The 16474-nt window shown below is 47.9% G+C and carries 15 protein-coding genes and 1 tRNA gene; 7 read left to right on the top strand and 9 right to left on the bottom strand.

Features of this window, described 5'->3' with window-relative positions; translation table 11 throughout:
• The first annotated feature begins 59 nt into the window (after positions 1 to 59).
• Positions 60 to 1868 carry a BCCT family transporter gene (locus tag IE094_RS14545; protein WP_189641444.1) on the top strand — a complete coding sequence of 603 codons (1809 nt, stop codon included), beginning with the start codon at positions 60 to 62 and terminating at the stop codon, positions 1866 to 1868.
• Positions 1869 to 1932: 64 nt separating this feature from the next.
• On the opposite strand, the gene acuI is transcribed toward IE094_RS14545, so the two are convergent.
• Positions 1933 to 2925, bottom strand: a complete 993-nt coding sequence (gene acuI, locus IE094_RS14540) for an acryloyl-CoA reductase (protein ID WP_189641443.1) — start codon at positions 2923 to 2925, stop codon at positions 1933 to 1935.
• A 118-nt stretch (positions 2926 to 3043) separates the two neighbouring features.
• Between acuI and IE094_RS14535 the strand changes: the two genes are divergently transcribed.
• The 4 genes from IE094_RS14535 to IE094_RS14520 all read left to right on the top strand — a co-directional run bounded on the left by IE094_RS14535 (position 3044) and on the right by IE094_RS14520 (position 6069).
• Entirely contained in the window at positions 3044 to 3796 is a 753-nt protein-coding gene (locus IE094_RS14535) for a FadR/GntR family transcriptional regulator (RefSeq protein WP_189641442.1), read from the top strand.
• A 50-nt stretch (positions 3797 to 3846) separates the two neighbouring features.
• Positions 3847 to 3923, top strand: a tRNA-Arg gene (locus tag IE094_RS14530).
• Between the two features lie 263 nt (positions 3924 to 4186).
• Positions 4187 to 5323, top strand: coding sequence for an AAA family ATPase (locus IE094_RS14525; RefSeq protein WP_189641441.1), 1137 nt, complete (start codon positions 4187 to 4189; stop codon positions 5321 to 5323).
• Positions 5324 to 5325: 2 nt separating this feature from the next.
• A complete protein-coding gene (locus tag IE094_RS14520) occupies positions 5326 to 6069 on the top strand; it encodes a DUF4435 domain-containing protein (RefSeq protein WP_189641440.1) in 744 nt (247 codons plus the stop codon).
• 229 nt (positions 6070 to 6298) lie between these two features.
• On the opposite strand, the gene IE094_RS14515 is transcribed toward IE094_RS14520, so the two are convergent.
• From IE094_RS14515 to IE094_RS14500, 4 genes are all read right to left on the bottom strand, one after another.
• Positions 6299 to 7453: a hypothetical protein gene (locus IE094_RS14515; protein ID WP_189641439.1), complete on the bottom strand. Its 1155-nt coding sequence runs from the start codon at positions 7451 to 7453 to the stop codon at positions 6299 to 6301.
• Between the two features lie 146 nt (positions 7454 to 7599).
• Positions 7600 to 7824, bottom strand: a complete 225-nt coding sequence (locus IE094_RS14510) for a helix-turn-helix domain-containing protein (RefSeq protein ID WP_189641438.1) — start codon at positions 7822 to 7824, stop codon at positions 7600 to 7602.
• 81 nt (positions 7825 to 7905) lie between these two features.
• Complete coding sequence (locus tag IE094_RS14505) at positions 7906 to 8550, bottom strand: hypothetical protein (protein ID WP_189641437.1); 645 nt, start codon at positions 8548 to 8550, stop codon at positions 7906 to 7908.
• Positions 8543 to 9832: a site-specific integrase gene (locus IE094_RS14500; RefSeq protein ID WP_189641436.1), complete on the bottom strand. Its 1290-nt coding sequence runs from the start codon at positions 9830 to 9832 to the stop codon at positions 8543 to 8545. The genes IE094_RS14505 and IE094_RS14500 overlap by 8 nt, the downstream gene beginning before the upstream one ends.
• A 423-nt stretch (positions 9833 to 10255) precedes the next feature.
• Between IE094_RS14500 and IE094_RS14495 the strand changes: the two genes are divergently transcribed.
• Positions 10256 to 12031 (top strand): acyl-CoA dehydrogenase C-terminal domain-containing protein, encoded by a 1776-nt coding sequence (locus IE094_RS14495; RefSeq protein WP_189641435.1) that lies wholly within the window; start codon positions 10256 to 10258, stop codon positions 12029 to 12031.
• Positions 12032 to 12105: 74 nt separating this feature from the next.
• Here IE094_RS14495 and IE094_RS14490 read toward each other — a convergent pair whose 3' ends face one another.
• The 4 genes from IE094_RS14490 to IE094_RS14475 all read right to left on the bottom strand — a co-directional run bounded on the left by IE094_RS14490 (position 12106) and on the right by IE094_RS14475 (position 15217).
• Positions 12106 to 12636 (bottom strand): ricin-type beta-trefoil lectin domain protein, encoded by a 531-nt coding sequence (locus IE094_RS14490; protein ID WP_189641434.1) that lies wholly within the window; start codon positions 12634 to 12636, stop codon positions 12106 to 12108.
• A gap of 34 nt (positions 12637 to 12670) precedes the next feature.
• Entirely contained in the window at positions 12671 to 13312 is a 642-nt protein-coding gene (locus tag IE094_RS14485) for a PEBP family protein (protein WP_189641433.1), read from the bottom strand.
• A 64-nt stretch (positions 13313 to 13376) separates the two neighbouring features.
• The gene (locus tag IE094_RS14480; protein WP_189641432.1) at positions 13377 to 14498 is read right to left on the bottom strand and encodes a Gfo/Idh/MocA family protein; all 1122 of its coding nucleotides are present in this window, start codon (positions 14496 to 14498) and stop codon (positions 13377 to 13379) included.
• Between the two features lie 8 nt (positions 14499 to 14506).
• Entirely contained in the window at positions 14507 to 15217 is a 711-nt protein-coding gene (locus IE094_RS14475; protein ID WP_189641431.1) for a GntR family transcriptional regulator, read from the bottom strand.
• 101 nt (positions 15218 to 15318) lie between these two features.
• On the opposite strand from IE094_RS14475, the gene IE094_RS14470 reads away from it, so the two are divergent.
• Entirely contained in the window at positions 15319 to 16473 is a 1155-nt protein-coding gene (locus IE094_RS14470; protein ID WP_189641430.1) for an LLM class flavin-dependent oxidoreductase, read from the top strand.
• Position 16474 lies beyond the last annotated feature (1 nt).

Raw genomic sequence — 16474 nt, 5'->3', positions numbered from 1 at the left:
TAAAACACGATCAATTTCATAAGGCATAGGTAAGCAAAAACTAAAAAAGAGGGATAAAAATGAGTATCAACGAGCCGTTTACGGATCTAGAGATAAAAACCGCTGATGACGGTTTTTACGAAGGCTACAGCCTTCCGATCGCATTGATCAGTAAGATCAGCATGACATTACTGGTGCTTTGGGCCTTGATTTGGCCGCTGAGTGCGAATGGCAAATTGGCCGCGTGGAACACCAACCTATTGGTTGGATTCAATTCATTTTACATCATCGCGGTCGGGCTGTTTGCCTGCTTTTGTTTTATCATTGCGCTGATCCCATCGATTGGGCGGCGCACATTGGGCATGCCCGGTGAAAAGCCTGAATTTTCCAATTTCTCGTGGTTTTCCATGATGTTTGGTGCTGGTTTGGGTGTGGGTTTGATGACATTCGCCACCGCTGAACCGCTTGGACTTTGGGGATCAAACCCAATGGTTGTCGCGGGCGAGGTTGAAGGCAACACGCCAGAGGCATTGAAATCCGCATACCGTTACACATTCGCCCATTACGGTTTCCACGCATGGGCAATCTACGTGTTAACGGGTCTATCACTGGCTTATTTTGCATATACGCGTGACATGCCATTAACCATTCGATCCGCGCTGACCCCATTGTTGGGCTCCATCGCAAACGGCCCTGTTGGGCATTTGGTTGATGTTTTGGGCGTGGTTGCAACCATCCTTGGTGTATCCGTCACCATCGGTTTTGGCGTGAGCCAACTTGTTGATGGGGTTTATGCGATCACAGGTGCCGATTGGTTGATGAACGGTGCCGATGCACCCGCACCAAGCAAGGTTGGCCTGATCGTGGCATTGGTCATTATCATGGGCATGTCGATTATTTCGGCTGTGTCTGGTGTGGGACGCGGTGTTAAATACCTGTCTAACTTGAACTTGGTATTGTCGCTGATCCTATTGTTGGTCTTTGTGATTTTTGGATCATTCCTGTTTGCAATGACAACATATGCAACCGCATTGTTTGATTATATCGTGCATTTCTTTTCGCTCTCGTTTAGCGCCTATGCACCCATGGATGTGGCCGAATTCACCGCCGCATTACCCGATGCTGTCAAAGCATTGCCCGCCGATGAAATCGCAGCATTGCACGCGGGTGCAACAGGGCCTTGGGGTTCGTTGGCAGGGTTCGCTGAATCCGTGCCTGCATCCGTAACCGCATTGGAAAACTCCGAAGGTGTGATTGCCACGATGTATAGCAATGCCGCAGAAGGTCGCCAATTCGCATGGCAAGCCGCTTGGACCACGTTTTACTGGGCTTGGTGGATTGCATTTGCGCCATTCGTTGGCTTGTTCTTGGCACGTATTTCCAAGGGTCGCAGCATTCGCGAATTCGTCCTTGGCGCGGTTGTTGCCCCTTCATTGGTGTGTTTTGCTTGGATGACAATCCTAGGTGCCACAGCGATTGATCTGGAATTAACGGGTGGTGCAAATGGATCAATCATCGGTGCATCCAACACGGCCAAATTATTCGTAACATTGCAAAACATGTTGTCGGGTGGATTGTTGCAGGCGATTACCATCATGTGTGTGATCTTGATCATGACATTCTTGGTTACATCTGCTGACTCTGGCATTTTGGTTATGAACACGATCATGTCGGGCGGCGCACAGGAAACGGGCATCAAGCACCGCATCATCTGGGGCATCTTGCTCACACTTGTGATTGGTACGCTTCTGCTCGCGGGTGGTGGTGGCATGGATGCGTTGAAAAACGCCATGATCATTGCCGCATTGCCATTCACATTCATCATGGTTTTGATGATGATTTCACTGGCCAAGGCGCTTTATCGTGATGGTATTCGCGACAAAGCATAATTTGCACTTCACAAACGAAAACGGCGCCCAATGTGGCGCCGTTTTTTTATGGGGTTGTCAATTGTTACGCGTTCACATCAACAACAACACGCCCCTTGACCTGACCCTTTAGGATATCCGCACCCAACTGGGGCAGATCGGACAGGGTTGCAGGCACAACCATGTCTTCCAATTTATCCATCGGTAAATCGGTTGCCACACGTTTCCATGCCGCCACGCGATCATCATAGGGGCGCATCACACTATCAATTCCCAACAGGTTCACACCACGCAGCAGGAATGGAATGACCGTGGCAGGCAACGCGGCCCCACCGGCCAGCCCCACGGAGGCAACGGATGCACCATATTGCATCTGTCCCAAAACACGCGCCAACATCGCACCACCCACCGCATCAATGCACCCTGCCCATGTTTCAGATTCCAACGGGCGCTTGACGGTTTCGTTAATGTCCTCGCGCGCAACAATCGTCGTTGCGCCAAGGGATTTCAGATAATCCGCCGTTTCAGGGCGCCCAGTGACACCCGCAACCTCATATCCCAAATTGGCCAATATCGCGGTTGCAACCGACCCAACACCACCCGCCGCGCCAGTGACCAGCACGGGTCCGTTTGCGGATTTCAATCCGTGTGCTTCCAACGCCATCACCGATAACATCGCGGTAAAACCTGCCGTGCCCACGGCCATAGCTTGGCGTGTGGATAATCCATCGGGCAATGCCACCAACCAATCGGCGTTCACACGGGTTTTTTGCGCATAACCACCCCAATAGGCCTCACCATAACGCCAACCCGTTAACACAACCTTGTCGCCAACGTTGTAACGTGGATCATCCGATGCCTCGACCACCCCGGCCATATCAATCCCTGGAATATGGGGATAGTTGCGCACCAACCCGCCCCCTGGCCCAATGCACAGGCCATCCTTGTAATTCACCGTGGAATATTCGACCGCCACGGTCACATTCCCTTCGGGCAGTTGATCCAGTTCGATCTGCGTCACCGCAGCGTGGGTTTTGCCCTCGTCGTTCTTTTCAACCATCAATGCGTTAAATGACATGCGTTATCCTCTCGCGTTTTTCCAATAAAACCGCTGCAAACACCCTTGATTGCCGCGCTGATTCAGGGCAATGTCTAGCAATGTTTTAAATGTCTGACAATTGGAATGTTTAATCGCGATGAAATACACGTTGAAACCAAACGGTGAACTTTCGGCCCAAATTGCCTTGGCAATCCAAGATGCGATTGTCGCTGGCACATTGCTGGTCGATGAACGCCTTCCTTCAGAATCCGAACTTGGCGAACGCTTTGGCGTGTCACGTTCGACCGTACGCGAAGCATTGAAACGATTGGCGGCGAAAAACCTGATCCGCACGCAACGCGGTGCCAGTGGTGGCGCATTCATCAATCGGATTAGCTTTGAAGATGCCTATCCCCAGCAAATCACCACATCAACGCTGCTCCTCTCGATGAATGATGTATCATTCGAAACCGCATGCGAGGCACGATACGCCGCCGAACGCGCCTGTATCCCCTTGGCCGCGCAACGATGTCAGCCCGATCATCTAGCCGCTATGCGCGCCGAAATCCATCGCCAAAAACAATCAGGACTAAGCGATGAAAGTTTCTGTGCATCCGATGTCGCCTTTCACCGCGCTTTGGTCGATGGTGCTGGCAATGCCGTGCTCGCCTATCAATTGGTCAGCGCGATTGAATCGATGCAGCCCCTGATGAATATGATCACATTTAGCGAACGCGATCGTACAACAATCATTCAATTTCACTCTGATATTGCCGATGCAATCGAAACCCATGACGCCACGCGCGCAGAGGCAGCACTGGCAGCCCTTGCCAATTACACCGCCACCCTCGCCGATCAATTCCGCGCCAAACGCGAGAAACTCCGTCAATCAGCCAAGGCTGTTGATTGATGGAAAATCAAGATTGAACCATACCGTCCAATCCCCTATACGACCCCCAAGCACCCGTAGCTCAGCTGGATAGAGCGCTGCCCTCCGAAGGCAGAGGCCACAGGTTCGAATCCTGTCGGGTGCACCAATGATTTCAATGAGTTAGATAATAACTTACAAAAGCTTACAATATCCAGTTCACCATCAGTTCACCAAACGAAACTCCAGCGACATTAAATATGGCTAGTCACTATCTTTGTAATCAAGCACTTTAAAAATTTGAGGCAGGTCATGAGCCAAGCTAGTAAAGACGACCAGCTATTGCGAAACGAGACCCATTAATTAATAGATAAAGTATTAGCATCGAGCATACTAACTTCAACTAACACCCTAACGGTGAAAGAGGAAAAAATGAAAATTAAAACAGTGACGGTAGAAGGGCTCTTTGGAAACACCGAAACATTGTTTCTCAAGTTTAACTCAGATCTAAACATTTTAACAGGTCGAAATGGTTCAGGCAAAACGACGCTACTGAAATTGATTTGGTGCATTCTGAGTGGGAATATCATCCATGCATTGCGTGAAGTTAATTTCAGAACTTGCGAAATTGTCACTGACAAATACAAGTGCAAGGTCATTCGTACTGGGTCTGTCCATTGTAAGGTTGAACTTGAGATTGACGGAAAAGCCATGACCTTCGAGGATGACGATATTGATGGCCAGCTTGAGAACCCGTTTGAAGATTCTGCGGAAGATAAAGCTGGCCCGTATCTTATCGAAAATGGTTCGTCTATTTTCTTTCCAACATTTCGCCGAATAGAAGGTGGGTTTTCTCTTCCTGGTGCAGAGAAAAATGGCACATTTATCAACATAAGACGGACGGGATCCGAAGTGAATGATGCGCTCTCAGCTTTATCAAAGAGACTTACAAACGCTGAGCATGTGTTTGTCGCAGCGATTTCCACACAAGATATTAATAGCCTGTTGCTTCGAAGATACGCGAGTTTTTCTGAAGAAGTGAGTTCCTTCCAGCAAGAAGTGTCTAAAACAGTAATTGAGAAAATCCGAGCCTATGAAACCACTCAAGGCAGCACTCAAGGCAGCACTCAAGGCAGCATTCAAGACGCGGAAGCTATTCTTTCGGAGACAAGGGAAGAAATTGAGAAAATTGAAGGCTTCCGAAGAGAAACGATGCAACCTCTTACCGCTGTCCGCGAACTGGTGGAACTTCTCTTCAGACATTCGGGCATCTCATTCGGTCGTCGTCTCAGCTTTGGAGATGCTGCTGAAGCAATTAATAGCGATCAGTTGTCAGCTGGCGAAAAGCAAATGCTTAGCTTTATATGTTACAATGCTTTTCACACAAATTCAGTAATAGTTATTGATGAACCAGAGTTGAGTTTACACGTGGATTGGCAGCGGCAATTGTATTCAATACTCAACTCACAACAATCTACGAACCAATTCATTTTTGCGACGCATTCTCCATTTATATACGGAAAATACCCCGATAAGGAAGTTGTCATTGATATTGACCGAGGGGAATGAAATTGTCTGAAACCAAAGCCTATCCATCTATTGACGAAATCGTTTCGCTACTTGGTAAATCTAACTTGCCAACGGTCTTGGTTGAGGGGGCCGATGATATTATATTCTACCGCAAGCTGGAGGAGGAGCTTAATGATTTAAAAGTAGATGTATTGGCTGCTGGCGATAAGGATTCAGTGTTAGAAATTAGGAACCGAATTGCCAAAAATCCTACTCAAACTCAAATTGCATTTGTCGTCGACAAAGATCTCTGGGTCCACGATGGGGTTCCAAAAGAATACATGTCAGGGGACTTAGTGACCACTGACGGATATTCGATTGAAAATGACCTTTTTCGAGATGGCGATTTAGAAAGCTTCCTTGACGGCCTTGAGGCGAAAGCATTCCATAGTGACTTGCAAACGTTTGTGAAATGGTATGCTCTTACACTGGTTAGGTTTTTCAAGGACCAATCCATTCCATTTCGAACTCATCCATCAAAGATTCTTGACGACCAGATATTTTTGAATGAGCAACTGCAGTTGATTGAAGGCGAGGAATACCCTGAAGATTTTTTTAATGAATTGCTTAAGACATACAGTAGAACGCTTCGAGGGAAGTCACTCTTTGCGGTGTTACAACGACAGCTTTCCCGACAACAACGTGATGTTAAATTTAGCAGCAAGCAGCTAATGGTTGTTGCGGCTAACAGAAAAGGCGAACATTACTCGAGAATTGCTCAACTACTTCGAAAGTGCTTCGAATAACAAACTTAATTTTTTTGCACCTATCAGGCAAAACCCAAGTAAATAAAGCAGTATATATGGCGTACAGATCGTCTTAATTCGTGCCGATGCTGTCCTACTTCATGGATGAGTTAACAAGAACAATTAGGCCATATTAAAATTAAAATAGAAGAATTTTTCAACTATCACCTCCCACCGATACGTGGGAGGAATATTCAAAAGTTTTGCTCATTTAAAAACTAAACTAATTTTAACTCGCATGAAACCGAACATACCGATCACGCGCTTTTTGTAACCGCTCTTCAATCGGAACATAATGATCTTGTGAATTTGCTTCCAATTGGCGAGCCAGCGCATATAAAAAATTTGGAAATTCCTCGCTTTCAGTTTGTTGAATAGCGGCCAAGCTGACGGCCAGCCCTAGGGTTTGCTTTTCGAGAACGCCAATACGCTCGTGTTTAGATATGTCTAGAAATTCACTTTGCGTGATTAATGGCTCAAATTCGGTCAATCGTGTTGCCACAGTTTCTTTCGCCATGTCCCAAATCGGGTGAGTAGGCCAACGAGCACGATTGGTATCGGTGGTTTGCTCGCAGTATCTCACCTTTTCAAAAGCATCTGCCATCAGCTCTGGAAGCTTTTCATAAAGTGAATTCCAGCAACGGACGCCCCATTTCTTTTGGAGGTATGTCTTTCCTGCCCGTGCTTCGATGCGCCAAATACGTGATGCCATTGGGTTAGAGTAATCAAGAGGAGGCAATCCCTTCTTTGCCAAACTGTTATTCCAAATTGTATGCCAATGCGCTTTGTGTTTAACCACCACTTCTTCGCGTTTATCGTAAAAGATAAATTGACGGCTGGGCATTTTCCCGACGGTTATAGATGTCACGCGACCTGAATGTCCGCTCGTTGCGATTTCATTTCCAAGATCACGCTCGGTAATATTGCTACGTGCATGCGAAACGATGTTTTGGCGATCAATTGCGAGATGAGGCGCGAGGATATCCACTGCAAAATCCACCCGAGATATACTGATAGCATTTTCTTCCAACTCAATGCCGAATAACTTTAGTGTTTTTTCAATATATTTTCGCGTACCTTCGAGGCCGTATAGTGCAAGTTGAGATGAGGAGACAGAAACACGAATACCCCATGGATCATTTTTATTGGGGCGTTTAATGAACCATTTTGTCCCATCACCATTAAGATCACAGACATAGGCATATCCGCCGCCAATTCCACCTTTACCGACTTGCAGATATTTCCCGTCAATCGGGAGTAGTACTTCACTATTGCATTTGATGGCACTTTCTTTTGCATCAGCAAGTTGATGATCGAATTCTTTTGAAATGTTGGCTTTGAAGGCCATTTCCAGCTTATCAAAACCCGAATATATAACTAACATTGTTCACCTATTTTTATTGGAATGTATTTGTAGAGGGGGGTGCTACAAAGACCCCCCGTAAGGTTCTCCAAAAACACCCAACACACGCGCGCAGCCTGTCGGCAACGCGACGCGCATCGAATATTTTTGGAGAACCCGCACTATGTCTATGCAATCAAGTCATCGGACGTAGATATACGCGGAGTGCCAAGTTTTCGGTTTGCCCAAGTATCCAAATCATTTGGACGGTAGAGCGCACGATTGCCGAAAATTAGATAGACAGGACCACCGCCAAGGCATGCAAATTTTTGCAATGTATTCTTTGCGACAGGGTATCCGACATTGGTCAAATACTCTGCCGCTTCTGACCGTGTTAAAAATCGCTTTGTCATATTTTAGTTCCTCATGATTACTTTCATGAGGACACCCAAACACAGCAATATCAACGGGGCGAAAATGAATCTTTTCGACCCTTAGATTTTTTTCTCGGGAAATGGCGGAATGTCGTCACCTGTGAGCTGTATAACCCGATCTTGATTGTCACGCTCAATATGTGGGCCGTAAGGAAACCTAGAATAATGCTGGTGGTGCTCGACAATTGCTGCCTCTTTTTCTGAGTGAAGAATTGTTTGCGCCCAGACTTGACGGAAGTGACCTTCGCGATACCCTTCATATGGCGATATTGCCATCATCCGTTCCGCCCTTTGGCATTCCAGAGGCGACTTTCGTTTAAGCTTTTTAAGTCGCTCTTTGATTTCTTCTGCACTGTTCGAAACATCATGTCGTGCAGCTATTCTTTCATAAGCTTCTTTGTTGGTACATTGAGCTACTTCTTTAATAACGAGAAAAAATTCGAACCACATAATATCTTCGAAACCATTTACCGATGGCCTACCTTGAGATCGTTGGTATGCAGGCACATGGCTTTCAGCTAAAGATAGCGCGAGGTTGCGCCACGAATTGATATCATATCTTTCAATTCCAAAATGCTCGAAAAGTGCACGTTCTCTTTCCTCGGCGTAGTCCTCAAATTTTTTTCCCAAATGATTAGGATGCACTCTGGTCTCAGGGTTGAAAGATTCCCCTGCTTTACCCAATATGCCCTTGTAATTAACCATGTTGATCACCCGCATCTGCGATAATAGCCGCGGTGATACCCGCGGCAGCTTTTTCAGCAATGACTTGCCGTTGATCAATTGCCCAATGGACATAATTTTGTGAAGTAGTGATATCGCGATGACCCAATGCCGTCATGATTTCAGAGGCCTGTGCACCTTGCATCGCCATATGAGATGCGAGCGAATGGCGAAGCCCATGTAATCCAATCCCTTTGGGTAGACCTGCAATCTCTCTAATGTATCGCCACGGCTTAGAAATATCCAATGACGCGCCGTCTCTTGCTGGCTTAAAAACCAATTCATGACCCTGCCCCAAAGGTTGCCTGCGAATAATATCAGCCGCTAGTGCTGGGAGGCCAATAACACGAGCATCACCCGTCTTGCGCCCTGTTTTGTGAGCGCTCACAGGTAAAGTAAGTGTGCCAGCGTCTAAATCCACATATGACCATCGAAGGCCAAGTATTTCACCTTTACGCGCACCAGTGAGAGCAATCACGCGAATGGCATCGGCAACCTCTATTCGAATTGGTTTTTCCCCTTCCCCGATTTTGTTGGGGTCGGTTAGCCGATCTAAAACTGCCCACAGTTGCGCGTAGAGCTTTGGATCGTCCAAAATCAAATCGCGTTTACCATCGCGACCAATATCAACATAGCGTGCAGCTTGCACTGCATCACCGGAAACCAACCCAGCCTTAAAACCCCAGCCCAACATTGAGCGTAACAAACGTATCGCCATACGCGCAGCGCCTTCTCCGCCTGTTACTTTTGTTTGACCATGTTTATTCTTGCTTGGCTTCGAAACTGCTGTCTTGCCTGCACATATCGCTTCAAACGCCTTTTCGACAGATCGCATATCCAATTCGGTTACAACGGTCTTTCCCAACAAAGGCCGCAAATGCCGTTTGATACGTCCACGATCAACATACTGAGTGGTTTCTGCTTTCGATTTGAAAGATGAGCTTTCCAAATATGCATCGAATAAGTCGCCAAGGAACAATGTTTGTCGCGATGCAGCTTTCTCTGCAATTGGATCGCGCCCTTGTAAAACAGCGTGTCTAAATTCTTCCGCTTTTGCCCGTGCCGCTGCAGGTGTTAAGCCACCAAGCTTTGCTATTGTAACATTACGTTTACGGTTATGTTGGTTCCGATATGAAAAAACATACGAATGATTACCTGTTGGACGAACGACTACGCCAAAACCCTTTAGTGTATCGTCCCACTCGATTCTTTGCTTATCACTGATTTTAAGACCATCAACGAACCGTTTTGAAATACGCGCCATGTTACTTTTCAGTCCTCTCAGTTCACCACCAGTTCACCAAATGAGGGTAAGTCGGGGTAATTCAGAGTAAATGAACAGTAAGCCAATATGTCAATATTAATATTTAAAAACAACAGATTAGATTTGAAAAGTAAGAAAAAGTAAGCGAGATAAATTGAGCAAATAACGCACTCCGAAGGCAGAGGCCACAGGTTCGAATCCTGTCGGGTGCGCCAAATATCCATGTTTGTTGATGAACGCCCCAAACGCCCACATCGGGTTTTGAAACTTCTACCTCCTCTCAATTTCCCATACGTCACGACGCGCAGAGCTGACGTTTACGTCACGTCGAACGCGAAATTGGTACTGTGCAGCGCAATATTTGAACGATAGTTTAACGCCAACACGAACAACCACACTCACCTAACTTTGCAGGAGGCTTTGATGCCAAGTTACACAGCACCAACAAAAGACGCAGCATTCATTTTGCACGAATTGCTAAAAGTGCAAGATGCAGAAATTCCCGGTTTCGAAGAACTGAGCGCTGATTTTACATCCGCCGTTCTGGAAGAAGCCAGCAAAATTGCGACCAACCTGTTGCAACCATTGAATGCCAGTGGCGACCAAGAGGGCTGTACCTTTGAAAATGGCGTTGTACGCACACCAAAAGGTTTCAAAGCAGCGTTTGACGAATATCGCGCGGGCGGTTGGAACGGTTTGGATCTTGATCCTGAATATGGCGGCCAAGGCATGCCATACACATTGGCCACCGCCGTTGGCGAAAGCTTTTCTGGCGCGAACATGGCGTTTGTGATGTATGGCGGTCTGACACATGGTGCATATTCTGCGATCCACGCCCACGGTACAGACGATCAAAAATCCAAATGGTTGCCAAAAATGGCCGATCTGGAATGGACAGGTACAATGAACCTGACCGAGCCACACTGTGGTACGGATTTGGGTCTGATGCGCACCAAGGCGGAACCACAAGGTGATGGTTCATATAAAATCTCTGGTCAGAAAATCTTTATCTCTGCTGGCGATCACGACATGTCGGACAACGTGATCCACCTTGTTCTGGCGAAAATCCCAGGTGGCCCAGAGGGCATCAAAGGTGTGTCCTTGTTCATCGTACCAAAATTCATGGTTGATGACGAAGGCAACATTGGCGAACGCAATGGTGTATCCGTTGGCAACATCGAAGAAAAAATGGGCATCCACGGCAATGCGACCTGTGTGATGAACTATGACAGCGCAACGGGTTACTTGCTTGGCGAAGAAAACAAAGGCATGCGTGCCATGTTCACCATGATGAACGAAGCGCGTCTTGGCGTGGCATTGCAAGGTTTGTCACAATCAGAGGCTGCGTATCAAAACGCGGTGATCTATGCCAAGGATCGTTTGCAAGGGCGTGATGTTACTGGCGTGAAAAACCCGAACGGCCCTGCCGATCCATTGATCGTACACCCAGATATTCGTCGCATGTTGATGAATATGAAATCATTCAACGAGGGTGCGCGCGCATTCATGATGTGGGGCGCTATGATGTTGGACAAAGCGCATCACAATGATGACAAAGACGCGTTTGGTTTGATTTCCCTGCTTACACCAGTGTTGAAGGGTTTCCTAACCGACGTTGGTTTCGACATGACGGTTCAGGCCCAACAAGTATATGGTGGCCATGGCTATATCGAAGAATGGGGCATGTCCCAATTCGCTCGTGATGCACGTATCGCGATGATCTATGAGGGTGCGAACGGTGTTCAGGCGCTTGATCTGGTTGGTCGTAAAATGGCACAGGATGGCGGCAAGCACGTCATGGCCTATTTCGACATGATCAAAACGTTCATCTCTGAAAACAAAGACAACGAAGAGCTGGCTGATTTCTTGAACCCGTTGAAAGAAGCGTCAAAAGATCTGCAAGAAGTGATGATGTATTTCATGCAAAACGGCATGAAGGATCCAAACTCTGCCCTTGCTGGTTCTACGGATGCATTGCACCTATTTGGTCACGTCAGCCTTGGTTTGATGTGGGCACAAATGGCCAAGGCCGCATTGGCAGGCATCGCATCTGGCGAAGGTGATCAAGATTTCTACAAGAACAAGATCACCACTGGTAAATACTACATGGATCGTGTTCTGCCAGCCGTCAAAATGCACAAAGCACGTGCAATGGCAGGTGCTGAAACAATGATGGCACTGGACGCCGATCATTTCTAATCGGGTTAAAACCTAATAAATTTAAGCGCGGCATTCCAATCGGGGTGCCGCGCTTTTTTGTGTGCATATCACCACTATTCTGCTGTGCGGGTATCCCATGTTTGAACGGTGGCCAATTCATCGGAACAGGTTTCCAACGTCAACGCTTTCATCTGGTTTTCTTTGCTGCGCCCAGTGCGGGTTTCATCGCCAAGAGTGATGCAAATTTCGGGGTTTGCTGTGGGGGCAATCGTGCCCTCGCCGTTAAAAACCCAGCTTTGCGCATCTGATGCTTCATCACAACTGGCCAGCGTGACGGTGTCGCCCACCTTTGTGCCTGTCGCGGCCATGCAGACATCAAATTCAGGCATATACATCACGCCTTCATCGAAACGCTCTGAATCAAACGCCTGATCAACAAAAATTTCGCCTGATGGGCTGTAACACGTATGCGCCTGAAGCCCATCATCAGGGTTGGCATTTGCGCCCTGCCCTTTGGCGATATCCAAACAATATCCGTATTGGATATTATCGAGCATATCAACCACATAAACTTCGACATTATCCGCCTGTGCCATACCAGAATACAGGCCAAGCACGATAACGGTTGCGGTGGGTTTCAACATATTATTGTCCTACATTAAGTGAAAGAAAGAGAGATTATTCAACGCTGACACGGCATAACACCGTATTGCTTTGTTCCAGATCAGGTCCCCAAATAAATGCGGCGTGATCATCCCAATTGATGTCATTATACCCCATTTTGGGATCAACGGCGGCGGCGCTATACACGCTGGCGGCGGGCCAATCGGATGCATCAAAATCGGCGTGGTCCCAACCTTGGGGTTCATCGGCTGCTTCAAACAAACACACGCCCTCGCCAGCAACAGGGTTCTCGGATTTTTCGCAAGATTTTTCCAATGGCGCGGTATGGGTCACCGCACATTGCCAGCTTTCATCGCTGACAACCACGGTTTCGCCGGCACTGTTTTTTACCTGAACGATCAAACCACCATCGCCCATCTGTTGGCGACGGCTGCCGATATATTCCAGCCCCGTATCGTTTTCTTTGAAATCCTTGGCCACCACACCAATCACAAATGGCGCGGCGGCTACGAATGTGAAACTTTCGGCGTTAAACGAACGCTCGGTTGTGATGGGCACGCTATCCTCTGCGACCTGCACACCGTCAATGCGCATTTCGAACCAGTTATCGGCCCAAACATCCACTGAATAGGTTTCTGCAATGGATATTGCGGGGATCATTGTCGCGGCAAAAAGAGTTGGAAGAATGATACGCATGACAGCTCCTTGTTGTGATCAGCATAGCTGATACGTGACCACAACAAACTTCTGTCGCGACAATTCACATTTCTGGAAGATATCCGCCCTTGCGCAGATCAATCGCCTGTCCTGTGCGTACGGATTCTTGTGCGGCCATGCCCATGGCCACCGCTTTCCAACCATCCTCTAATGATACATCGGGTGCATCGCGTTCGCCGCGCACCAATGCGACAAACCCACGATGCTGGTAAAACGTCGAACCATTGTGATCACCTGCATCCAGCAATTCTGGATCAACGGGAATTTCGCGCAATTCTGGCCCTTTGGGGTCGCGCGGGCTGACGATCACTTGTGGGATCGGCGCATCACCCAGATGTGCGGGCCAAAAACGACCGGGGCCAGGGACCAAGGCTTCAATCTTACCAGCACTGCCCACGGCGGAAATTTCTTCTTGGTAACGCGCACCTTCGGCAAACATGCACAATTCCAACATCGCACGTGCACCGTTTTCAAAATCAACGATCACATAACCATTGTCCAAAATATCGGGGACCTCGCCGTCATAGGTTTCATCCAAATGGTTCACATCCTGCCCCGCACTGGCCATCACGCGGACGGGTTCGGATTTCACCAACAGGCGCATCAGATCGAAAAAGTGACAGCATTTTTCAACGAATGTGCCACCCGAATACCGATTAAAACGGTTCCAATCATTCACCTTTGGCAAAAACGGAAAACGGTGTTCGCGGATGGTCAACATCTTGATCCCACCCGTGGCGCCATCCACCCCATCGCGCAGCGCCGTTATTGGCGGCATGAACCGATATTCCATCGCCACCCAAACGGGCGCGGCGTAGTTTTTGCGAAATTTCTCTAGCCGTGCAACATCCGCAGGATCGGTGAACAGCGGCTTTTCCACCAAGATCGGCAATGTGCGTTTGGCGGCAATTTGTTCCAGCTGATCCACATGGCAAAAATTGGGGCTTACGATCAATAAACAATCCAAATTCGCGATGTCCAGCAATGCATCCAAGCTGTCCACCATCACCGCATCGGGTGCGAAACCCTTTGCCAATGTGGCCATATCCGCATCGGGTTCATAAATCGCGCCAACCTTTGTATCAGGCAGCAATGCGATATTGCGCAGATGTTCCTGCCCCATCATGCCGCATCCGATGACGCCATAATTTACTAACTTGCCCATATTCATTCCTATTTTAATCGTTGCACATAATGTGCGCGTGTTGTGTCAAACCAAGTGCGCGAATATTCGATTGGTGCGGGTGCATCCGACCAGCTAAACCGTTCGATAAACGCGGTTGTTACGCCGTGGCGCAATGTAAATTTTCCTGGTGCCCAATCGGGAACATTGCCAATGGTCACGCGATCTTCGGCGCGGTGAATCCAAAACCCCAGTTTTTTCTGATAATAATGATAGAGCGAATCTGAAAGCGCATTTTTATCCACCAACCCCGCACCCGCATCCAACCAAATTTCCTCGACCGCGATAATTGTATCATTCAAATAGCGCAATCGACGAATGCGTGATCCACGTGGTGATGTGCCGAATTTGGGCAAATCATCGGGTTTATCCATGATCGACACATCCAACACATCCGCACGTGGCAATCCGCCACCATCCAGCAATTCAATGCGAAACATCGCATAATAACTGTCGTCTTTGACCCCGTGGCGAATGTAATTTCCAGACCCGTGAATGCGCTGCAACATGCCTTTTTGTTCAAGGATTTTAAGCGATTTTCGCAATGTTCCAACAGATGTGTTTAGTTCATCCGCCATGTCGCGTTCGGGGGGCAATCGCTCCCCATCCATCAACCGCCCAGCGGCGATATCACGGATTAACAATTCACTGATCTGCACATATTTGGGCAAGTCATTGGGATTTTGGTCGGGCGATGACATCAGGGTTTAGACTCCTCCAAATCTAAAATTGATACACCATTGATCTACACGTTTTTCAATGCTAAGCAAGTGAAAATTGTTTCGATCTTGGGAGGATAACGATGACAATCGTTCCGGTCACATCCGCGGATTTGGATGGCGCAGAGGTTTCTTGGTTTTCGGCACTGTGTTCTGATGATTATCAGTTCTTGGGTGTGCCTGATGGCGATCTGCGATCAAGCTGGGATCATTGTTCCAACATCGTCAAAACGGCCGAGGCTCAGGGATTTCGCAACATCCTTTGCCCATCATCCTATCAGGTTGGACAGGATACGCTGTCATTCGTGGCAGGCTGTGCCCCGATCACCGAAAAAATCAACCTGTTGGCGGCGGTGCGTTGTGGCGAAATGCAACCCATCATGTTGGCGCGCACCATCGCAACGCTGGATCATATGTTACAGGGTCGCCTGACCGTAAATATCATCAGCTCTGATTTCCCAGGCCAAAAAGAGGACAGCGATTATCGCTATCAACGTTCGCGCGAAGTTGTGGAAATCTTGAAACAAGCATGGACACAAGACGAAATTAACTACAGCGGCGAAGTATATGATTTCAAAGGATTAACAACAGATCCCGTGCGCCCATATCAAACCGGTGGACCGCTGTTGTATTTTGGCGGTTATTCCCCATCTGCCTTGGAATTATGTGGTCAACATTGTGATGTATATCTGATGTGGCCTGAAAAAATGGATGAACTCGCAGGACGGATGAAGGCCGTGAATGCCGTTGCCGAGAAATACAACCGCACGCTGGATTACGGATTACGTGTGCATATGATCGTGCGCGACACCGAACAAGAGGCACGCGAATACGCCGATTACATCACATCAAAATTGGATGATGAATATGGCCGCATGATCCGCGAACGTGCGCTGGATTCAACATCCCTTGGGGTTTCGCATCAGGCGAAAAACCGCGAGCTGGCGGATAAATTTGGTTATATCGAACCCAACCTATGGACGGGCGTTGGCCGTGCGCGTTCGGGCTGTGGTGCGGCACTTGTCGGTTCAACCGATCAGGTTTTATCAAAAATCGAAGAATATCAAAAAATGGGCATCCGTGCGTTTATCTTTTCTGGGTATCCCCATATCGACGAAGCAGAACATTTTGGTTCACGCGTCATGCCGCATTTGAAAAACGTGTCCCTACCAGAGGTATATGGCCGCGTTCCCAATTCCACCCCCTCAACACCGCTTGGCACAGGAGAGCGCCGTTAAT

It is taken from the genome of Paramylibacter ulvae, from assembly GCF_014652655.1.
Taxonomy (GTDB): domain Bacteria; phylum Pseudomonadota; class Alphaproteobacteria; order Rhodobacterales; family Rhodobacteraceae; genus Amylibacter; species Amylibacter ulvae.
Note: the sequence above shows the minus strand (reverse complement) of the source record. Positions and strands in the feature narration are given on the sequence as shown.

What these genes read in the sequence shown, in the direction of transcription:
- IE094_RS14495 (WP_189641435.1), top strand. Translation starts at nt 10,256, where the DNA reads ATGCCAAGTTACACAGCACCAACAAAAGACGCAGCATTCATTTTGCAC.
- IE094_RS14545 (WP_189641444.1), top strand. Translation starts at nt 60, where the DNA reads ATGAGTATCAACGAGCCGTTTACGGATCTAGAGATAAAAACCGCTGAT.
- IE094_RS14505 (WP_189641437.1), bottom strand. Translation starts at nt 8,550, where the DNA reads ATGGTTAATTACAAGGGCATATTGGGTAAAGCAGGGGAATCTTTCAAC.
- IE094_RS14490 (WP_189641434.1), bottom strand. Translation starts at nt 12,636, where the DNA reads ATGTTGAAACCCACCGCAACCGTTATCGTGCTTGGCCTGTATTCTGGT.
- IE094_RS14475 (WP_189641431.1), bottom strand. Translation starts at nt 15,217, where the DNA reads ATGTCATCGCCCGACCAAAATCCCAATGACTTGCCCAAATATGTGCAG.
- IE094_RS14500 (WP_189641436.1), bottom strand. Translation starts at nt 9,832, where the DNA reads ATGGCGCGTATTTCAAAACGGTTCGTTGATGGTCTTAAAATCAGTGAT.
- IE094_RS14510 (WP_189641438.1), bottom strand. Translation starts at nt 7,824, where the DNA reads ATGACAAAGCGATTTTTAACACGGTCAGAAGCGGCAGAGTATTTGACC.
- IE094_RS14535 (WP_189641442.1), top strand. Translation starts at nt 3,044, where the DNA reads ATGAAATACACGTTGAAACCAAACGGTGAACTTTCGGCCCAAATTGCC.
- IE094_RS14470 (WP_189641430.1), top strand. Translation starts at nt 15,319, where the DNA reads ATGACAATCGTTCCGGTCACATCCGCGGATTTGGATGGCGCAGAGGTT.
- IE094_RS14485 (WP_189641433.1), bottom strand. Translation starts at nt 13,312, where the DNA reads ATGCGTATCATTCTTCCAACTCTTTTTGCCGCGACAATGATCCCCGCA.
- IE094_RS14525 (WP_189641441.1), top strand. Translation starts at nt 4,187, where the DNA reads ATGAAAATTAAAACAGTGACGGTAGAAGGGCTCTTTGGAAACACCGAA.
- acuI (WP_189641443.1), bottom strand. Translation starts at nt 2,925, where the DNA reads ATGTCATTTAACGCATTGATGGTTGAAAAGAACGACGAGGGCAAAACC.
- IE094_RS14515 (WP_189641439.1), bottom strand. Translation starts at nt 7,453, where the DNA reads ATGTTAGTTATATATTCGGGTTTTGATAAGCTGGAAATGGCCTTCAAA.
- IE094_RS14480 (WP_189641432.1), bottom strand. Translation starts at nt 14,498, where the DNA reads ATGGGCAAGTTAGTAAATTATGGCGTCATCGGATGCGGCATGATGGGG.